Source organism: Pseudomonas sp. D47 (assembly GCF_045447305.1).
Lineage (GTDB): Bacteria > Pseudomonadota > Gammaproteobacteria > Pseudomonadales > Pseudomonadaceae > Aquipseudomonas.
The window spans coordinates 1-17,514 of sequence record NZ_JBJGXU010000021.1 but is presented as its reverse complement, the minus strand read 5'-3'; the positions used below and the strand labels follow the sequence as shown (position 1 = coordinate 17,514).

Here is a 17,514-nt window from a genome sequence, read left to right as displayed (position 1 = left end):
AGGGTCATCCTCAGTCCTGCATTTCGGTCTGGCGTTCGACAGGGTCGATCAGCACGGCTTTCTGTTGGCGCACCAACAGGTCGAGAATTTCTTCCTGCCGATCACCCAGCACGCCGTTGAAGCTGATGCCGCTGGATTTGGTCGGCGCCAGCATCGACACGCGATACAGTTCGACACTCAATGGCGAATCGATCGACAGCGGCCCGCTGCCGTTACCGGCAAGCTCACCGCCAACCACGATCAGCGAGACCTTGGCGTCGAACGGGTCGAGGGCGATGTCGCGGTCGGTGTCGGTCAAATCCTTGATGTGGCCGTACACGCCGGTCAGGCCGTTAGCCATCGAGGTGTTTTCGTACAGGCGAATGTTCACGCTGTTACGGATGCGAATGCCGTGGCGACGGTTGGCGATCACTTTGTTGCCCCACAGCAGGTTGTCGCCGCTCTCATAGAGCGTGATGCCGTCGGTGTGGTTGCGGTAAATCTCGTTGTCGGCGATCAGGTTGTTCACGCTGTTACGGTCGATCACCAGGCCCGAGAGCTTGTTGTCGTAGCTGCGGTTGTTGAAGATAAAGCTGTCGTTCACTTCCCGGGAAATGATGATGCCGTGCTTCTTCTTGGTGCCGTAGACGGTGTTGTCGGCGATGATCAGGCCGTGGGAACGGTCGTGCGGGTCAATGCCGTAGACGATGTTGTCTTTGTAGGTATTGCCCTTGAGCACAAAACCTGTGGTTTCGTAGCAGTAGAAGCCGTACCACATGTCCGAGAACTCGGAATCGATGATCCAACCGGTCGGCTCAGGGCGCTTGAGCACCTTGGCCATGTTCGGCGTGTACTGGGAAATACTCACCCCGTACGACTTACTGTTGGCATAGCCGAAGCTGGCCATCTTGCTGTTGGCGACGTAGGTCTCGGTACCGCCCCAGGCCAGCAGGAACGGGCGGAATTCCTTGGGCGACTGGAACAGCGCCGGGCCATTGGTTTTTTCGTTCCAGCCGGTGATCTTGGTGTCACGCACAAACAGCTGGCCGTCGTTGATCAGGAACGAGCCGGCTTGTTGTGACAGGCGCAACTCCTGGGTCTTCTTGTCGATTTCGAGGATGCCCTTGCGCCCGACCACGATCGGCAACTTGGCCAGGAACACACCCGGCGAGGTTTCGCTGAGGTACTGCTTGGGCACTTTGCCGAGCAGGTCCTTGAGGTTCATGTAGCCGTCGTCGACAAAGATCGCCTGGGGAATGCCGTGCTGGCGCACCACCCATTCGGCCATCTTGTTGTCGCCGCCGATGAAGTCCTTGAGGGCGTCTTCCTGCATCATGCGTCGGATGCTGACTTTGCCCGTCTTGCTTCTGACGATCTTCTTTTCCATCGCTGCGGCGGTGTAGCCCGACAGGTCCGGCAGGGCCGGTTTAGCCATTTCCAGCGGCGCGGTTGGCGGGCTGGAAATGGTGTAGGTCTTGGCCTGTTGCAGTTCTTTGGCGATGGTCGGCGCCTTCACCGCCGCACCGTCGGCAAAGGCCGAAGTGCTGGCCAGCAGCATGGCTGCGACCAGCAGGCTGACCGAGCCTTTGAGGGCTTGAGGGTTCATTGCGCAGGCTCCCATCAGAATTTCCAGATCACGTCGACAAACGCGCGGTGCATGTACGAGTCGACCTGGCTGCCATAGGCATCACCCGGCTTGAACACACCCGCCCGGAAGCGCACCAGGGCCGACGGTTCGTCGATCGACTGGCTGAGCGCGGCCGGCAGCAGGCCTTTCTTGAAGTACTTGGTGACTACCACGTCCATCTCCTGGCCCAAGTCTTTCTTGCCGTCTTCAAGCGGCAGGGAAGTGCTGGACAGGATCGCGCCGGTCACGTCGTCGGTGTTGTTCTGCACGGCATCGATACCGTTGCTGCCCACCGGCTTGTTGCCGTCGACGCGCCAGAACTTGTGATAGACCAGGCTGGCGTCATAGTCCTCGCGCAGTTGCCAGGAACCGAACAGGCTCATGGACTGCACGTTGTTCATCTCGCCGCGAAACGCTTCGCCGAAGCGGTGCACGCGGGACTGGGTGCCGGTCCAGTTCGAACGGTTGCTCTGCAGGCCGTTCTGCTCGTAGTTGGCACTCGCACGCGAATAAGCCGCGCCGACTTGCCACTGCGGATCCAGACGCAGGCGGATACCCAGGTCGGTAGCCCAGCCACTCACGTCATCGCTGCGCTTGGCTTCTGTCGGACGTGAGCCGTCGGCGTTCAAGGCGTTGACCGTGTTGTGGTCGCCTCTCATGCCGGTGACGCTGGCCCAGTAATTGACCGTGTTGGTGTTGCGCCAGTTGTAGGCGTCGCTGTTGGCTTCGATACCGAGCCAGGTCAGGTCGCCGTTTTCGCGTTTGTCCAACGAGTCGGTGGCCACGCCCGGTTCCGGGTAGTCGAGCTTGCCGTCGTCATGGGTGTGGTGGGCGCGCAGGCCGATCCACTGGCCGGGCGTCCACTGGTAGGCGGCGTCGGCGTAGAGGTGCTGGCGGTCCTTGTCCTTGGGCGACAGCTCCTTGAGGTCGGTGCGGTATTCGCTGAAGCGTTCGGCAACGCCGACATTGGCCTTGAGCAGGGTGGTGTCGAAGGTCCAGTTCAGCGCTTCGATATTGGTGTCGCGCCATTGGCCGTCGTCATTACGCAGGCGTTGGCGACCCAGCTTGAGCAGCTCGCCCGGGTAAGGCGTGAAACCGCTGTAGCCGACCCAGAATTCGCGCATGGCCAGGTAGTTTTTCTTGGACTTGCGGTCGTTGTTGGTGGTTTGCTGATTTTCGTCATCGGCCGATTGTTGCAGGGGGTCGGTCTCGATGATGTCGCTCGACACGACCGCCTGGCCCATGGCGTAGGCGCTCCACGCGCCACTTTCGCCGTAGACCCACGGGCGCAGGTCGAGGCCGATACCGTTGACGTCGCCGCCTTTCTGGGTGCCGAGGTCGCGGTCATCTTCGGACTGCGCGGTGGCTTTGACTTCCAGGCCGAAGTTCTTGGCTTCGGTCAGCGCGGCCAGGGTCGGGCACGACCACAGCAGGGCGAAGGTCAGGCCGATGCCGGCCTTGACGAATGGGTTGAGCTTCATAGGGATTCCTCGCCGTCTTCTTCTTGCAGGGCGTGCAGTTGCAGCGTGCTCTGGGCCAGGGTGCCGCGTGTCGCCAGCTCCTGTTGCACCAGGCGTTGGCCTTCGGCGCGTTGCTCTGGCGTGAGCGGGGCTTCGAGCTGCGTGGCCAAGTCATTGGCCTCTGGCGTGTCCTGGGCTTTCGCCAACTGGCTGAAGACGTAGGCGTTCAATGGGTCGGGCTTGGTGCCCTTGCCTTGGGAAAACAATTGCGCGATGGCGAAGTCGGCGCTGTTCTGGCCGTTGCGCGCAGCGGTCAGCAAGTGGTCGAGGGCTTTTTGCGAGTAGACCTTGCCCAGGTAGCCACGGCGGTAGATCTGGCCGAGGTAGTAATCGGCGGCGACTTCCTTGCCCACGGCTTTTTCGAAATGCGCTTCGGCGGCCTTGGCGTCTGCCGGCACCCACTTGCCTTCGTAGTAGAGCTTGCCCAGCAACAGCTCGGCGCGCGGCTGGTCGGCGGCGCGGCCGTTGTCCAGGTATTTCATCATCTGGTCGACGTCGCCCAGTTCGGGGAAGTCGTAGAGCAGTTGCGCCAGGCTGACCCAGGAAGCGGGGTAGCCGGGGGCGATTTTTTCCAGCAGGGCTTGCGCGGTTTTTTCATCGGTCTTGCCCAGGGTCGCATCGCCCAAGACACGCGCAACGCTATCAACACGCTGGGCGGTGACGGTGCCACGGCTGTAGCCTGCTTCCATTTGCTTGAGCAGTTCGGCCTGTTTTTCCGGCTCGGCTTTTTTCTGGTAGACCGTGGCCAGCTCGACGTAGCAAATGTCGGTGGTGTTCAGCGCAGCCTTGCAGATGCGCTCTACATCATCCAAGTGCTGGTCGTAGGTGTCCTGGGTGCGATACAGCAGCACCTGGGCTAGACCTGCTTCCGGGTAACCCGCTGCTTGCCATTTGGTGATCTGCTGCTGGGCATTCACGTTGGGGAAGCTGTGCGGGTATTGCAGGTACAGCATGGCCAGCGGGATCAGGGTGTTGCCTTCGCCATTGGCAAAGGCTTTTTTCAGCAAACCTTCAGCCTCGTGCTGCTCGGCCTCGGTGGCACCCGGCTTGGCCACCAACAGGCGACCCAGGCGGGCCTGGGCCCGTGGCGAGGTATCGGCGGCCGCGCGGTAAGTGGCTTCGGCTTGGCGGATTTGCTCGGGGTCGCGGGTGGTCACCTGGATATCGGCCAGGCCTACTTGGGCCTCGCTGTAACCCAGGTCCGCCAGCTGCTGGTAGTTCTGCTGGGCGGTGACAGTGTCGCCACGCTTGAGGGCTTCGTTGGCCAGGCGCTGGTCGGGCAGGCCGGCGCAACCAGCCAAAGAAACTGCCAGTGCCAGCGCGCAGTAGGCCGCGGCGAAGTGCGATCTGCTCTGTGTGGGAGCTGGCTTGCCTGCGATGGCCTCACCTCGGTGCATCTGAAAAACCGAGTCGCCTGCATCGCGGGCAAGCCCGGCTCCCACATGGGTCAGTGCTGTTTTTGAAATAGGGTTCACAGGCATGTCCTCGCTTACAGACCGTGAGCCATGGCTTTATCGATCAGCCAGTTCAGCGATGGGCCACGGTCGCTGGTCACTTCTACCGGGCGGCCGGCGTAGGTGCTGTCCAGCGGGGCATCCGGCTTGATTTGCACGCGGATGTCGGAGGACAGGTCGGCGCTGTTCAGGCTGGTGCTGCTGACGATGGTGCCGGTGCGGATCTGTTCTTCGTCGGCGATCTGGAAGTTCACCTGTGTACCTGGGCGAACGTCGGCGAACTGGCGGTAGGTGAAGCGCGCTTCCACGTTGGCCAGGCTGCCGCGTGGCACCAGTTGGAAAATCACATCGCCCTTGCTGGCGTACTGGCCGTCGGCGACCAGTTGCTGGGCGACGATGCAATCGCATGGGGAGGTTAGGGTGCCGGTCATTTGCTTGCCGAACAGCTCTTCCACCTTGGCCGGTTGCAGCTGCTCTTCGTCCAGGTGGCCCTTGAGCACATCGAGCATGCTGGTGCTGAAGGTCGCCAGTGGTGCGCCTTTGGCGGCGACCGCGTCACCTTTGAGCAGGCTTTGCACGGTGCCGTCGCGCGGCATGGTCACGTTCATGCCGGGTACGCTGACGAGGCCAGCCTGGGCATGGCTGACGAAGTACATGCCGTACACCGATTTGAAGATGAAACCGAAGGCTGCCAGGCCGACGATGAAGATACCTGCGCTGAACACCACGGCGCGCAAGCGGCCCGCGGCGCTCATGTTGCTGCCGCCGTCCTTAACCTTGCGCGCCTTGGTGAAGTTGTCACGTTGCAGGGTCGCCAGCACGTCGCCCATGGTCACGATGTCGCCGGACAAGTGCGAGGTGATCAAGTGGCGCAGGGTGGAAATATCCTGGGCGTCGAGGTTCTGGAACTGGCAACCGGTACGGCCAGTCTGGCGGTCGTAGGAGCGAATCTGCAGCTCGACATCCATCGCCAGGCCGAGGTTATCGATGACGAATTGCAGGCGGCCTTTGTGCACTTCACCGACGGTCAACGGCTGGGTGGCGGTGAACGCCAGGCCGCCGGCAGACAGGTCGATCACCCGTGCTTCGGTCTGGGTGCGGTCGGTGTTGAAAAAGCGCAGCTTGGCCGGGATTTTGACCCGGGCATGTTGGCGCTGGGCTTCGGATTCGTGGACAACGTTGGCGTTTACTTGGCTATTCATGGTGCTTTAGTTCCTAGTTAATTCAGGCTTGGCAGGGTCAGACCATCATCAGCAACACGGCGACGAAAATGCTGCCGGCGGAGAAGGTCATGGTCCGAGACGACCAGGTGTTGAACCAACGTTGAAAGCTGGCCAAATCGCGGGTCAGTTTGGTGTCCTGGCGGGTCCAGGACTGTTGATCAAGGCGGAAGAACACGTAGATCTTCACCAGCGCGCCCATGATCTGGTTGTAATAGAGAATCACCGGGTAAGCCGGGCCGATCTTGTGACCGGAGCACGACAGCAGCAGGGTCAGGATCAGGCGAGTGATGCCGATCCACAGCAGGTACGCGAGGATGAACGCGCCGCCGTATTTGAAGGTGGCGATGACGGCCACGGTCAGGCCGAGCAGCGAGGTCCACATCGACACGCGCTGATCGAACAGCACCACGCTGGTGAACAGGCCGAGCCGGCGCACACCCAGGCCCAGGGCACGGGAGTTCTGACGCAGGTTGTTGCCGTACCAGCGGAACATCAGCTTGCGGCTGGCCTTAATAAAGCTCTTTTCCGGCGGGTGTTCCACGGTATTGATCGCGGCATCCGGCACGTAGAAGGTGTCGTAACCCAGGCGCATCAGGCTGAACCAGCTGGACTTGTCATCACCGGTCAAGAACTTGAAGCGGCCCAGGCGCCAGTGTTGCAGCGAGTCGCTTTCCACATCGGCGATAAAGCCCGGGTCGGTGACCACGCTGGCACGGAACACCGACATGCGCCCGGTCATGGTCAGCACGCGTTTGGACAGGGCCATGGAGCACATGTTGATGTGACGCTGGGCGAAGCGCAGCTTGTGCCATTCGCTCATGATGTAGCCGCCGCGCACTTCGCAGAACTCGTTGGTGGTCAGGCCGCCGACATTGCCGAACAGTTGGAACCACGGCACGGTCTTGCGCACCACGCCTTCGGCGAGCACGGTGTCGCCATCGATCACCGCAACCACGGCACGGTCATCCGGCAGGTGGCGGGAGATGGCGCGGAAACCAAAGGCCAGGCCGTCGCGCTTACCGGTGCCGGCAATGCGCACGAAATCGAGCTTCACGTGTTCCGGTGGGTTCATGCGTTCCCACAGGCTTTTCACCAGCAGCTCATCGGACATTTCCACCAGCGAGCAGACCACGGTGGTGGGGAAGCCGCATTCGATGGCCTCGCGGATCACTGAGCTGTAGACCTGCGCGGTGGTCAGCGCGTCAATACGAAAACTGGTCACCATCAGGAACACATGGGAGGGGGCCGCCGACTTGCCCAGCTTGCGCACTTTACGGCGCAGGTGCGGGTAGACCACGTACAGGAACAGCATGCCGCGAAAGAAATGCGTAGCACCCATCGAGTAGCGCCAGATACCGACGGCGCCAATCAGGAAAATAAAATTCTTCGACTCGGAGTCGAACGTACTCGCCGGTAACAGCAGGGCGAGTCCCATCAGCAGGCTCAGAAAGAACAGCCAGCCGGCGGATTGGAGCAGTACGTGTTTTAACTTGGACATAAGCGTCATCCGAAGGTGAAGAAGGCTCCAGGCTGCAAGCGCTGGGGATGGGTACGCTTGCAGCCTGAAACTTGCCGTTGCTGTTACCAGCAAATGCCTTCGGTGCGGCCTGTCGTACTGGTGGCCTTGGACATGAAGCCCACCAGGTCGATGACTTGCTTGCCGTGCGGCGCGTTCTGCGCCAAGGCACGGAACTTCTCATCGCGGTTGCCGAGGATGATCACGTCGGAGTTGTTGATCACATCATCGAAGTCCGAGTTGAGCAGGGACGACACATGCGGGATCTTGCCTTCGATGTAGTCTTTGTTCGCGCCGTGGACACGGGCGTACTCGACGTTGCTGTCGTAGATGCTCAGGTCGAAACCCTTGCCGATCAGCATTTCCGCCAGCTCCACCAATGGGCTTTCGCGCAGGTCGTCGGTGCCGGCCTTGAAGCTCAGGCCCAACAGGGCGACTTTGCGTTTGTCGTGGCCGGCGACGATGTCGAAGGCGTTTTGCACCTGGGACTCGTTGCTGCGCATCAGCGAGTTGAGCAGCGGCGCTTCCACGTCCAAGGTGCTTGCGCGGTAGGTCAGGGCACGCACGTCTTTGGGCAGGCACGAGCCGCCGAACGCGAAGCCTGGGCGCATGTAGTACTGCGACAGGTTGAGGGTTTTATCCTGGCAGACCACTTCCATCACTTCGCGACCATCGACGCCGACCGCCTTGGCGATGTTGCCGATTTCGTTGGCGAAGGTGACTTTGGTGGCGTGCCACACGTTGCAGGTGTACTTGATCATTTCGGCAACGGCGATGTCCTTGCGGATGATCGGTGCGTCGAGTTCTTCGTACAGCGACTGCAAGACATCACCGGAGGCTTTGTCGAACTCGCCGATGACGGTCATCGGTGGCAGGTCGTAGTCGGCGATGGCGGTGGATTCACGCAGGAATTCCGGGTTGACCGCGACGCCGAAGTCGACGCCGGCTTTCTTGCCGGAGCAGTCTTCGAGGATCGGGATCACCACATTGGCCACGGTGCCTGGCAACACGGTGCTGCGCACTACGATGGTGTGGCGGGTGGCTTTGTCACGCAGGACAAAACCGATCTCGCGGCATACCGATTCGATGTAGTTGAGTTCCAGGTCGCCGTTTTTCTTGCTCGGCGTACCGACGCAAATCATCGACAGGTCGGTGTCGCGGATGGCCTCGGCGAAGTTGGTCGTGCCGCGCAGTCGGCCGGTTTCAATACCCTGGCTCAACAGTTCACCCAGACCCGGTTCAACGATTGGCGATTTGCCCGCATTGATCAGGTCAATCTTTTCCTTGGAGATGTCTACGCCGACCACTTCATGGCCACGGGCAGACAGGCAACCGGCACAGACTGCGCCAACGTAACCGAGACCAAATATGCTGATGCGCATCGCATTTACCTCTTTGTCATTGAAGACGATATTAATCATGCCAATTAGATGGCTGGAGTTCATGTTTGCAAGCGTCACTGATGCCGCGAAAGTTGGGCGAATAGACGCCGACTTACCGTGTGCAGGCATGTTAAATAACGAGTGACTAACGAGTGCACTCAAGTTGTGCGAAACGTGGCCTTGTTATTGGCACTTGCCCTGAAATGCAGCCAGCCTTCCTGGGGGAAGGGCTTGGCGCCAGCGCCGCAGGGCATCGATTGAGGCGATTAGCCTTTAAGTATCAATGCCTTGGGTTATCTCGCTGACCCATTAGGGGAAGCTGAGCCTTGGCCTTGTAGTTGCTGGCGATTCATCCTTATCGCCGCTATTAACTAATCGGTTGGTAATATGACTCCTGAGTCAAAGTTCAATATGACAACTTTGCTACTTCCGTTGGTCGGTCATGTAAGTCATCTCTTACAGCAACAGAGAATTTCGTTACCGGTGGTATGAGCAGTGCTTTGGGGTGAAGTTCCTAGCCGCTCATCCTGTTTCCGGAAATTTCTTGAAATATTAGAAAAGATGGCACTGGTACTATACTGATAGCACTTGCTATTTGGGCCAGTAGTTATAGGGAGTTGGTGCGACGGGATAGTTTTGTGCCACCAGTGTTTTAAAAAAGGGGTGCCACTACGAAAAAAAAAGAGAAATGTCGAGTGAAAGATTTGTTAGGAATTCGCCAGTATGTTTTTTGGCGCCAAATAAATGACGATTACAGTTATCGAATGCGAACGAAAATGTGGGAGCTGGCTTGCCTGCGATGACGGAGTATCAGTCGACTTATCTCTGACTGAAACACCGTAATCGCAGGCAAGCTAGCTCCCGCATTGGTTTTTTAGCGTCTGTGAGGCGGGTGCAGGGCCTTATTCCGGCGCGTGATCGCGTAGGAACACCAGGTTATCCAGCTTGGACTGCTCGGCATTGAAGCGATAACCCTGCACATCGAACTGCTTGAGCTTGGCTGGGTCGTTGATGCGCTCTTCGATCACAAAGCGGCTCATCATGCCCCGCGCTTTTTTGGCGTAGAAGCTGATGATCTTGTACTGGCCGTTCTTCAGGTCTTTGAACTCGGTGTTGATGATCCGCGCGTTCAGGGCCGTGCGTTTGACTGCCGAGAAGTACTCGTTGGAGGCCAGGTTGAGCAGTACGTCATCGCCTTGCTCGGCGAGGGCTTCGTTGAGCCACTCGCTGATGCGAGTGCCCCAGAAGGCGTAGAGGTCTTTGCCACGGGCATTGGGCAGTTTGGTGCCCATTTCGAGGCGGTACGGCATCATCAGGTCCAGCGGGCGCAGCAGGCCGTACAGGCCGGAGAGCATGCGCAGGTGGTCCTGGGCGTAGGTGAAGTCGGCGTCACTGAAGGTTTCGGCGTTGAGGCCGGTGTAGACGTCACCCTTGAAGGCCAGCAGGGCCTGCTTGGCGTTCTCCGGTGTGAAAGCGGGGTTCCAGCTGCCGAAGCGCGCGGCGTTGAGGCCGCCGATCTTGTCGGAGACGTGCATCAGGTCGCTGATTTGGGCTGGGCTCAGTTCACGCAGTTGTTCGATCAGCTCCTGGGAGTGGTCGAGGTACTGCGGCTGGGTGAAGCGCGGGGTTACCGGCTTGGACTCGAAGTCGAGGGTTTTGGCGGGGGAAATCACCATCAGCATGAGGTTGGCTCCTGTAATCGTGGCGTGTAGCGTGGGCGGGATTCTAGGGGTTGGGGCGGTTTGACTCCACCTATGATGGCGATAGGCGCGATCCGCTATGATGGGCGGTGACTCTGGAGAGGGAGACCCTAGGTGCGAATCGCGCTTTTATTATCTGCTTGCCTGTTATGCCTGACCGCCAACGCGGCGCCGGTTGATGTAGCCAGCCTGGACCGCACCACCTGGCCAGAAAAACTCAGCAGCCCCGCGCTGTTCGACGTCGCCTCACGCGCCGAAATCCTGATGTTCGCCCACAGCTTGATCGCCAGCGAAGCCCAGGACGAAGCCGCACTCAAGCAACGCCTGGGCCTGAAGATCATCAACCTGGCGGCCATCGACGACCTGCGTCGCCAGCTCTGGCAGCGCCTGCTGGAAAACTACACCTTCGCCCAGCAAAGCTGCGAAGAAGACGCCTCATTCTGCTACCTGGTCGAAAACATGGACGACCTGCGCGAGCAAGCCGGTAAATTCCAGGTCAGCGACAACTCTTTCTACATCGGCTGGGCTGGCCCCAGCCATAACTTCCACGAACGCTACCTGGACGAACTCCTGCGCAAAGCCGCACTGTTCCCACAGATCAGCAGCGAAATCGCCCGTTTCGGCGACCACGAACGCAATGGCGACGAATTCAACGACCGCCTGTTCCTGCTCACGTTCGACGGCGGCCCCGCGCCAGTCAGCGGCCATACCGACTGGCTCACCGACTACCTGCGCAAGCAGAAGATGAACGCCACCTTCTTCGCCCTCGGCAGCAGCCTGCAAACCCGCGTAGAACGCAGTTCCGCCGCCGATGTGCAGGCGCTCTACCAAGGCCAGTGCGTGGGCACCCAAGGTTGGCAATACCGTTCCCACAGCCATTGGGTCGACTGGCAAAGCTCGATCACCCGCAGTGCCGCGCTGGCGCAGAACCTGATGCCGGAAAACTACGTGCCGCTGTTTCGCCCGCCATACGGCCAGCGTCGCGCCGACAGCCAGGGCTTCTTCCAGTCGCAAGGTTTGCAGGTAGCGCTATGGGACATCGACTCCCAGGACGAGCCCGGCAAACTCAAGGCTGATGAGTCGGCGCAGCGGGTGCTGACACTGATGCTGTTGTGGCGCAAAGGTGTGATTGTGTTTCACGACACCCAGGACAAGGCGCGGGTCGCATTACCGATGTTGCTGCAGGCAACGGCGCAAAGTGGGCTGGGTTGGCAGGACTGCCGGGAGGCGTTTCGCTGAAAAAGCGCAAATGCCCGGCCCTGTTGGGGATGAGGCGTTTCGGGGGTGATTTTGTGCGACATTTCGATGCAGGCGGACTTCCGACTTTAACGGGATGGCTGGCACTCGGCTAGTGCTATTCGTCATCCTGAAAAATAAACTTCAAAAAAGCGTCAAAGTGCTTTTTCCTGTCATGGTTTTTGCGGTATTACGAAGTCAGATCGCCGAAACCTGCAACACAGGTGGCGTCTTCCAAGACTCCTCATGTGGGCACTGCACTTGACGTCACTGCGGTGCAGTCGGTGGTCGAATCGAGGCGCAGCACCGCCCAGGTATTGCGTCGACTGGCTCCCACAAAGGTGACCGAGTATGGATGATCATGGACGTAACCCTTCTTCCGACCAGCCAATCCTTTATGTGCTTGATACCAACGTATTGATCCACGATCCAAACGCACTGCTTAATTTCGAAGAACACCACGTCGCCATCCCGATGATCGTGCTTGAGGAGCTCGATAAGCTCAAAAGCGGCCACCACAGCGTTGCCGCCGAATGCCGCCAGGCCATCCGCCTGATCGACAAGACCCTGGGTGAAGCTTCACCTGAGGACGTTGAAGTCGGCGTGCCGATCCAGCGTGGCAAAAGCGGGCCCAAGGGCTTGCTGTCGATTCTGATGAGCAAGCGCAGCGAGCCCAACAGCCTGCTGCCGGAAAACCTGAACGACAACAAAATCATCAACCAATTGATCGACCTGCACGCGCGTGACAAGGACCTGCGCCTGGTGCTGGTGACCAAAGACATCAATATGCGCCTCAAGGCACGAGCGTGTGGGATCGCTGCCGAGGACTACAGTACCGACCAACTGGTCGACGACGTGTCGATGCTGTCGCGGGGTTATCACACCGTGACCGGTTCCTTCTGGGACCTCGTCAGCAAGGTCGAAACCCGTCAGGACCATGGCCGCACCTGGCACCAGGTACAACTGATCGACAACCTGCCGGCCGTGCACATCAATGAATTCATCATCGACGAACAGGGGTTTGTGGGCTGGATCAAAGAGATCCAGGTCGACAAATTGCTGATCCTCGACCTGCATCAGGAACCCCTGTTGCACCAGGAAGCCTGGGGCCTGAAACCGCGCGACATCTATCAGAGCCTGGCGCTGTACGCGCTGCTCGACCCGGATATTCACCTGGTTAACCTGACTGGCGCCGCAGGCTCAGGGAAAACCATCCTCGCCCTGGCTGCTGCCATCGAACAGACCATGGTGACCAAGCGCTATCGCCGCATCATCGCCACCCGCAGCGTGCAGGGCCTGGACCAGGAGATCGGCTTCCTGCCCGGCACCGAAGCGGAAAAAATGGAGCCGTGGCTGGGGGCGATCACCGACAACCTCGAAGCCTTGCACATGGATGATGAAAACACCCATGGCAGCGTCGATTACATCCTCAGCAAAGTGCCGTTGCAGTTCAAATCCCTCAACTACATCCGAGGTCGCAGCTTCCAGCAAAGCCTGATTTTGATCGATGAATGCCAGAACCTCACGCCGCACCAGATGAAAACCATCATCACCCGTGCCGGCGCCGGTTCCAAAGTGGTGTGCCTGGGCAACCTGGCACAGATCGACACCCCTTACCTGTCCGCGACCAGCTCCGGGCTGACTTACCTGACGGAACGCTTCAAAGACTTCCCCAACGGCGTGCATATCGCGCTGCAAGGGGTACCTCGTTCGATACTCGCCGAGTACGCCGAGTCCCATCTGTAAAACACACTGATGTCGTAGTTGGTGGCTAAATGCCACGAACCACCCCGGATTTCTCGCGAAATCCGGGGTTTTTGTTGTGCGCGACATTTGTCTTCGTTAATGCGCCGTGGGTGCTTGTGGGGTTTGTAATTATTTTGTTACATTTTTTCGCGCCGCAAAAACAATAAGAACGCTGTGTGACCCCGTCGGAACACCACCTCATTGATTCGACGATGTTTTAAAAAACCTATGGGTTTTTCGCGTGACCCTGCCTATTACAAAAAGCCCGATACATCGCTCATTGACGACGCACATATCCAAAGGGAAAGGAATAATGGACGTAGCAGGTAATGGCTTTACTTTGTCTCAAAAAAGCAAGCGCGCTACAGGTTTCAAATCGATACCCCTCACGCCCATCGCACTCGGGCTGGCTTTATGGCTAAGCCAGGGGCCGATGGCCATGGCCGATGACGCCAGCCCCTACACCTCTCAAGTGTTGGATGCGGCGTTCAGGAAAGCCGTTGCATCGTTTGGCCCCGACACCGATGTCTACAAGAACCTGCGGTTTGCCTACGCCGATATCGTCGACCTCGCCGCCAAGGACTTTGCCGCCCAATCGGGCAAGTTCGATTCAGCCCTCAAGCAAAACTACGAGCTGCAGCCGGAAAACCTGACCATCGGCGCCATGCTTGGCGATACCAAACGGCCGCTGGACTATGCCTCGCGGCTGGATTACTACCGCAGCCGGCTCTTCAGCAACAACGGCCGCTACACCACTAATATTCTCGACTTCTCCAAAGCCATCATCGCCAACCTGCCGGCTGCCAAGCCCTACACCTACGTAGAGCCGGGCGTCAGCAGCAACCTCAACGGGCAACTCAACGCCGGCCAGTCCTGGGCCGCCGCCACCCGTGACTGGAGCGCCAACGCGCAAACCTGGAAAACCCCCGAAGCCCAGGTCAACTCCGGCCTGGACCGCACCAACGCGTATTACGCCTATGCCTTGGGCATGACCGGCAAGGGCGTGAACGTGGGCGTGCTGGACTCGGGCATCCTCACCGAACACTTCGAGTTCCAGGGCAAAAATGCCCAGGGCCAGGATCGCGTGCAGGCGGTGACGTCCACCGGCGAGTACTACGCCACCCATCCGCGTTACATCCACGACACGCCGGACGGGGAGTTTCAAAAAGGCGAGCATTTCAGTATTTCCGGTGAGTACGACCCGACCATCAACGACGGTCACGGTACGGAAATGTCCGGCGTGCTGGGCGCCAGCCGCAATGGCACCGGCATGCACGGCATCGCGTTTGACGCGAATATTTTTGTCGCCAATACCGGCGGCACCGACGACAACCGCTTCCAAGGCTCCAACGATCTGGACTACAACGCGTTCATGGCCAGCTACAACGCCCTGGCGGCGAAGAACGTGTCGATCGTCAACCAGAGTTGGGGGCAGAACTCGCGTAACGAGGTGGAAAACCACTTCGGCAATGTCGGCGACAGCGCGGCGGACAACGTGCGCGATATGAAGGCGGCCTATCGCCCGTTCTGGGACAAGGCCCACGCCGGGCAGAAAACCTGGATGGACGCCATGGCCGACGCCGCACGGCAAAACACCTTTATCCAGATCATTTCGGCGGGCAACGACAGCCACGGTGCCAACCCGGACACCAATGCCAACCTGCCGTTTTTCAAGCCGGATATCGAAGGCAAATTCCTCTCGATCACCGGCTACGACGAGACCAGCGCCCAGGTCTACAACCGCTGTGGCACCTCGAAGTGGTGGTGTGTGATGGGCGTTTCGGGCATTCCGTCGACCGGGCCTGAAGGCGAAATCATCCCGAATGCCAACGGCACCTCCGCGGCCGCGCCGAGCGTATCCGGGGCCTTGGCGCTGGTGATTCAGCGCTTCCCCTACATGACCGCCAGCCAGGCTCGGGATGTGTTGCTGACCACCTCTAGCCTGCAAACGCCGGATGGGCCGGACACGCCGGTGGGCACCCTGACCGGTGGCCGCACCTACGACAACCTGCAACCGGTGCACGATGCCGCGCCAGGCACACCGCAAGTGCCGGGCGTGGTCAGCGGTTGGGGCTTGCCCAACCTGCAAAAAGCCATGCAGGGGCCAGGGCAGTTTCTCGGCTCGGTGGCAGTGGCTTTGCCTACCGCCACACGCGATATTTGGGCCAACCCGATTTCCGACGAAGCCATTCGCGCCCGTCGTGTAGAAGACGCCACCGAGCAGGCCACCTGTGCGGCCACCCAGCAGCAAAAAGGCTGGCTGAACGGCTTGCCGGCCAATGCTTCGGCGGATGATCAGTTTGAATACGACATCGGCCACGCCCGGGAACAGGCGACGCTGGCACGCGGCAAGGATTTGCTCACCGGCACCACCTACGTCGGCAGCCTGGCCAAGTCCGGCGACGGCGAACTGGTGCTGGAAGGCCAGAACACCTACTCGGGCAGCACTTGGGTGCGCGGCGGCAAGCTGTCGGTAGATGGTTCGCTGACCTCTGCCGTGACCGTGGATGGCAGCGCCGTAGGCACACGCAATGCCGACAACGGCGTGATGACCACGCTGGGCGGCACGCTGGCCGGCAACGGCACGGTGGGTGCGTTGACGGTCAACACCGGTGGCCGCGTGGCACCGGGGCACTCGATCGGCACTCTGCACACCGGCGACGTGACCTTCAACCCGGGCTCGGTGTATGCCGTGGAAGTTGGCCCCAACGGGCAAAGCGACCAGATCCAGAGCAGCGGTGTCGCCACCCTCAACGGCGGTGTAGTGACCGTTTCCCTGGAAAACAGCCCCAACCTGTTGTCCGCCACTGAAGCCCGTAGCTTGCTGGGTCAGCCGTTCAATATCCTCAGCGCCAGCCAGGGCATCAATGGGCAGTTTACGGCGATCACGCCCAACTACCTGTTTATCGGCGCCCAACTGAACTACCAGCCGAATCAACTGAGCCTGGCGGTGGAGCGCAACCAGACGACCTTTGCCAGCATTGCGCAAACCCGCAACGAACGTGCCGTGGCGACGGCCGCCGAGGCGTTAGGCAGCGGCAGCCCGGTGTATGAAAGCCTTCTGGCGTCGGACTCGGCCGTCCAGGCGCGGGAGGCGTTCAAGCAACTCTCGGGGCAATTGCACTCGGACGTGGCGGCGGCGCAAATGGCTGACAGTCGCTACATCCGTGAAGCGGTCAACAGCCGCCTGCAACAGGCACAGGCGCTGGATTCCAGCGCGCAAATCGAGACCCGCGACAACGGTGGTTGGGTGCAGTTACTGGGCGGTCGCAATAACGTCAGTGGTGACAACAACGCCAGCGGTTATTCCTCGTCCACCAGCGGTGTGCTGCTGGGCCTGGACACCGAGGTCGGCGACGGTTGGCGTGTGGGCGCGGCTACCGGTTACACCCAAAGCCACCTCAACGGAGACGCTTTCGCCTCGGCCGATAGCGACAACTATCATCTGTCTGTTTACGGCGGTAAGCGTTTCGACGCGATTGCCTTGCGCCTGGGCGGCGCCACCACTTGGCACCGCATCGACAGCTCGCGGCGCGTGGCTTACGCCAACCAGTCGGGCTACGACAAAGCCGACTACAGCGCGCGCACCGATCAAGTGTTTGCCGAGATCGGTTACACCCAGTGGAACCTGTTCGAACCCTTCGCCAACCTCACGTACCTGAACTACCAGAGCGATTCGTTCAAGGAGAAAGGCGGCGCCGCCGCCTTGCATGCCAGCAAGCAAAGCCAGGACGCCACGCTCTCGACCTTGGGCTTGCGCGCGCATACCCAAGTGCCCGTCAGCTCGACCTCGGCGGTCACGTTGCGCGGTGAGCTGGGCTGGGAGCATCAGTTTGGCGACACCGATCGTGACGCTTCGCTGAAGTTCGCCGGTAGCGACACCGCCTTTGCCGTCAACAGCGTGCCCGTGGCGCGTGACGGTGCGGTGATCAAGGCCAGCGCGGAAATGGCCTTGACCAAAGACACGCTGGTGTCCTTGAGCTACAGCGGTTTGCTCTCCAACCGGGGTAACAACAACGGGATCAATGCCGGGTTTACCTTCCGCTTCTAATCCTGGCGCTGTTGTTATAAAGGGCATAGGTATCTGCGCAACTCTTTGTGTTGCTTTAAGCCTGTGGGGGGTTAGGTAGA

The 17,514-nt window shown here is 59.9% G+C and carries 10 protein-coding genes; 3 read left to right on the top strand and 7 right to left on the bottom strand.

Features of this window, described 5'->3' with window-relative positions:
- Nucleotides 1-10: 10 nt before the first annotated feature.
- The 7 genes from algG to yaaA all read right to left on the bottom strand — a co-directional run bounded on the left by algG (nt 11) and on the right by yaaA (nt 10,383).
- Nucleotides 11-1,600 (bottom strand): mannuronan 5-epimerase AlgG, encoded by a 1,590-nt coding sequence (algG, locus tag ACI77I_RS15850; RefSeq protein ID WP_094952160.1) that lies wholly within the window; start codon nt 1,598-1,600, stop codon nt 11-13.
- Complete coding sequence (locus tag ACI77I_RS15845; RefSeq protein ID WP_406997936.1) at nt 1,600-3,087, bottom strand: alginate export family protein; 1,488 nt, start codon at nt 3,085-3,087, stop codon at nt 1,600-1,602. The genes algG and ACI77I_RS15845 overlap by 1 nt, the downstream gene beginning before the upstream one ends.
- A complete protein-coding gene (algK, locus tag ACI77I_RS15840; protein WP_406997935.1) occupies nt 3,084-4,601 on the bottom strand; it encodes an alginate biosynthesis TPR repeat lipoprotein AlgK in 1,518 nt (505 codons plus the stop codon). Before algK ends, ACI77I_RS15845 begins: the two co-directional genes overlap by 4 nt.
- A gap of 14 nt (nt 4,602-4,615) precedes the next feature.
- Nucleotides 4,616-5,782, bottom strand: coding sequence for an alginate biosynthesis protein Alg44 (locus tag ACI77I_RS15835; RefSeq protein ID WP_094952162.1), 1,167 nt, complete (start codon nt 5,780-5,782; stop codon nt 4,616-4,618).
- A 37-nt stretch (nt 5,783-5,819) separates the two neighbouring features.
- Entirely contained in the window at nt 5,820-7,301 is a 1,482-nt protein-coding gene (alg8, locus tag ACI77I_RS15830; RefSeq protein WP_406997934.1) for a mannuronan synthase, read from the bottom strand.
- 83 nt (nt 7,302-7,384) lie between these two features.
- Entirely contained in the window at nt 7,385-8,701 is a 1,317-nt protein-coding gene (locus ACI77I_RS15825) for a nucleotide sugar dehydrogenase (protein ID WP_094952169.1), read from the bottom strand.
- A 902-nt stretch (nt 8,702-9,603) separates the two neighbouring features.
- Nucleotides 9,604-10,383 carry a peroxide stress protein YaaA gene (gene yaaA / locus ACI77I_RS15820; protein ID WP_406997933.1) on the bottom strand — a complete coding sequence of 260 codons (780 nt, stop codon included), beginning with the start codon at nt 10,381-10,383 and terminating at the stop codon, nt 9,604-9,606.
- Nucleotides 10,384-10,515: 132 nt separating this feature from the next.
- Between yaaA and ACI77I_RS15815 the strand changes: the two genes are divergently transcribed.
- The 3 genes from ACI77I_RS15815 to ACI77I_RS15805 all read left to right on the top strand — a co-directional run bounded on the left by ACI77I_RS15815 (nt 10,516) and on the right by ACI77I_RS15805 (nt 17,434).
- The gene (locus tag ACI77I_RS15815) at nt 10,516-11,640 is read left to right on the top strand and encodes a polysaccharide deacetylase family protein (protein ID WP_406997932.1); all 1,125 of its coding nucleotides are present in this window, start codon (nt 10,516-10,518) and stop codon (nt 11,638-11,640) included.
- A 348-nt stretch (nt 11,641-11,988) separates the two neighbouring features.
- A complete protein-coding gene (locus tag ACI77I_RS15810; protein WP_012722339.1) occupies nt 11,989-13,383 on the top strand; it encodes a PhoH family protein in 1,395 nt (464 codons plus the stop codon).
- A 313-nt stretch (nt 13,384-13,696) separates the two neighbouring features.
- Nucleotides 13,697-17,434: an autotransporter domain-containing protein gene (locus tag ACI77I_RS15805; protein WP_406997931.1), complete on the top strand. Its 3,738-nt coding sequence runs from the start codon at nt 13,697-13,699 to the stop codon at nt 17,432-17,434.
- Nucleotides 17,435-17,514 lie beyond the last annotated feature (80 nt).

Bases quoted from the DNA above. Each gene is read 5' to 3' on its own strand.
- ACI77I_RS15845 (WP_406997936.1), bottom strand. From the start codon at position 3,087: ATGAAGCTCAACCCATTCGTCAAGGCCGGCATCGGCCTGACCTTCGCC.
- algG (WP_094952160.1), bottom strand. From the start codon at position 1,600: ATGGGAGCCTGCGCAATGAACCCTCAAGCCCTCAAAGGCTCGGTCAGC.
- yaaA (WP_406997933.1), bottom strand. From the start codon at position 10,383: ATGCTGATGGTGATTTCCCCCGCCAAAACCCTCGACTTCGAGTCCAAG.
- ACI77I_RS15810 (WP_012722339.1), top strand. From the start codon at position 11,989: ATGGATGATCATGGACGTAACCCTTCTTCCGACCAGCCAATCCTTTAT.
- ACI77I_RS15825 (WP_094952169.1), bottom strand. From the start codon at position 8,701: ATGCGCATCAGCATATTTGGTCTCGGTTACGTTGGCGCAGTCTGTGCC.
- ACI77I_RS15805 (WP_406997931.1), top strand. From the start codon at position 13,697: ATGGACGTAGCAGGTAATGGCTTTACTTTGTCTCAAAAAAGCAAGCGC.
- ACI77I_RS15835 (WP_094952162.1), bottom strand. From the start codon at position 5,782: ATGAATAGCCAAGTAAACGCCAACGTTGTCCACGAATCCGAAGCCCAG.
- alg8 (WP_406997934.1), bottom strand. From the start codon at position 7,301: ATGTCCAAGTTAAAACACGTACTGCTCCAATCCGCCGGCTGGCTGTTC.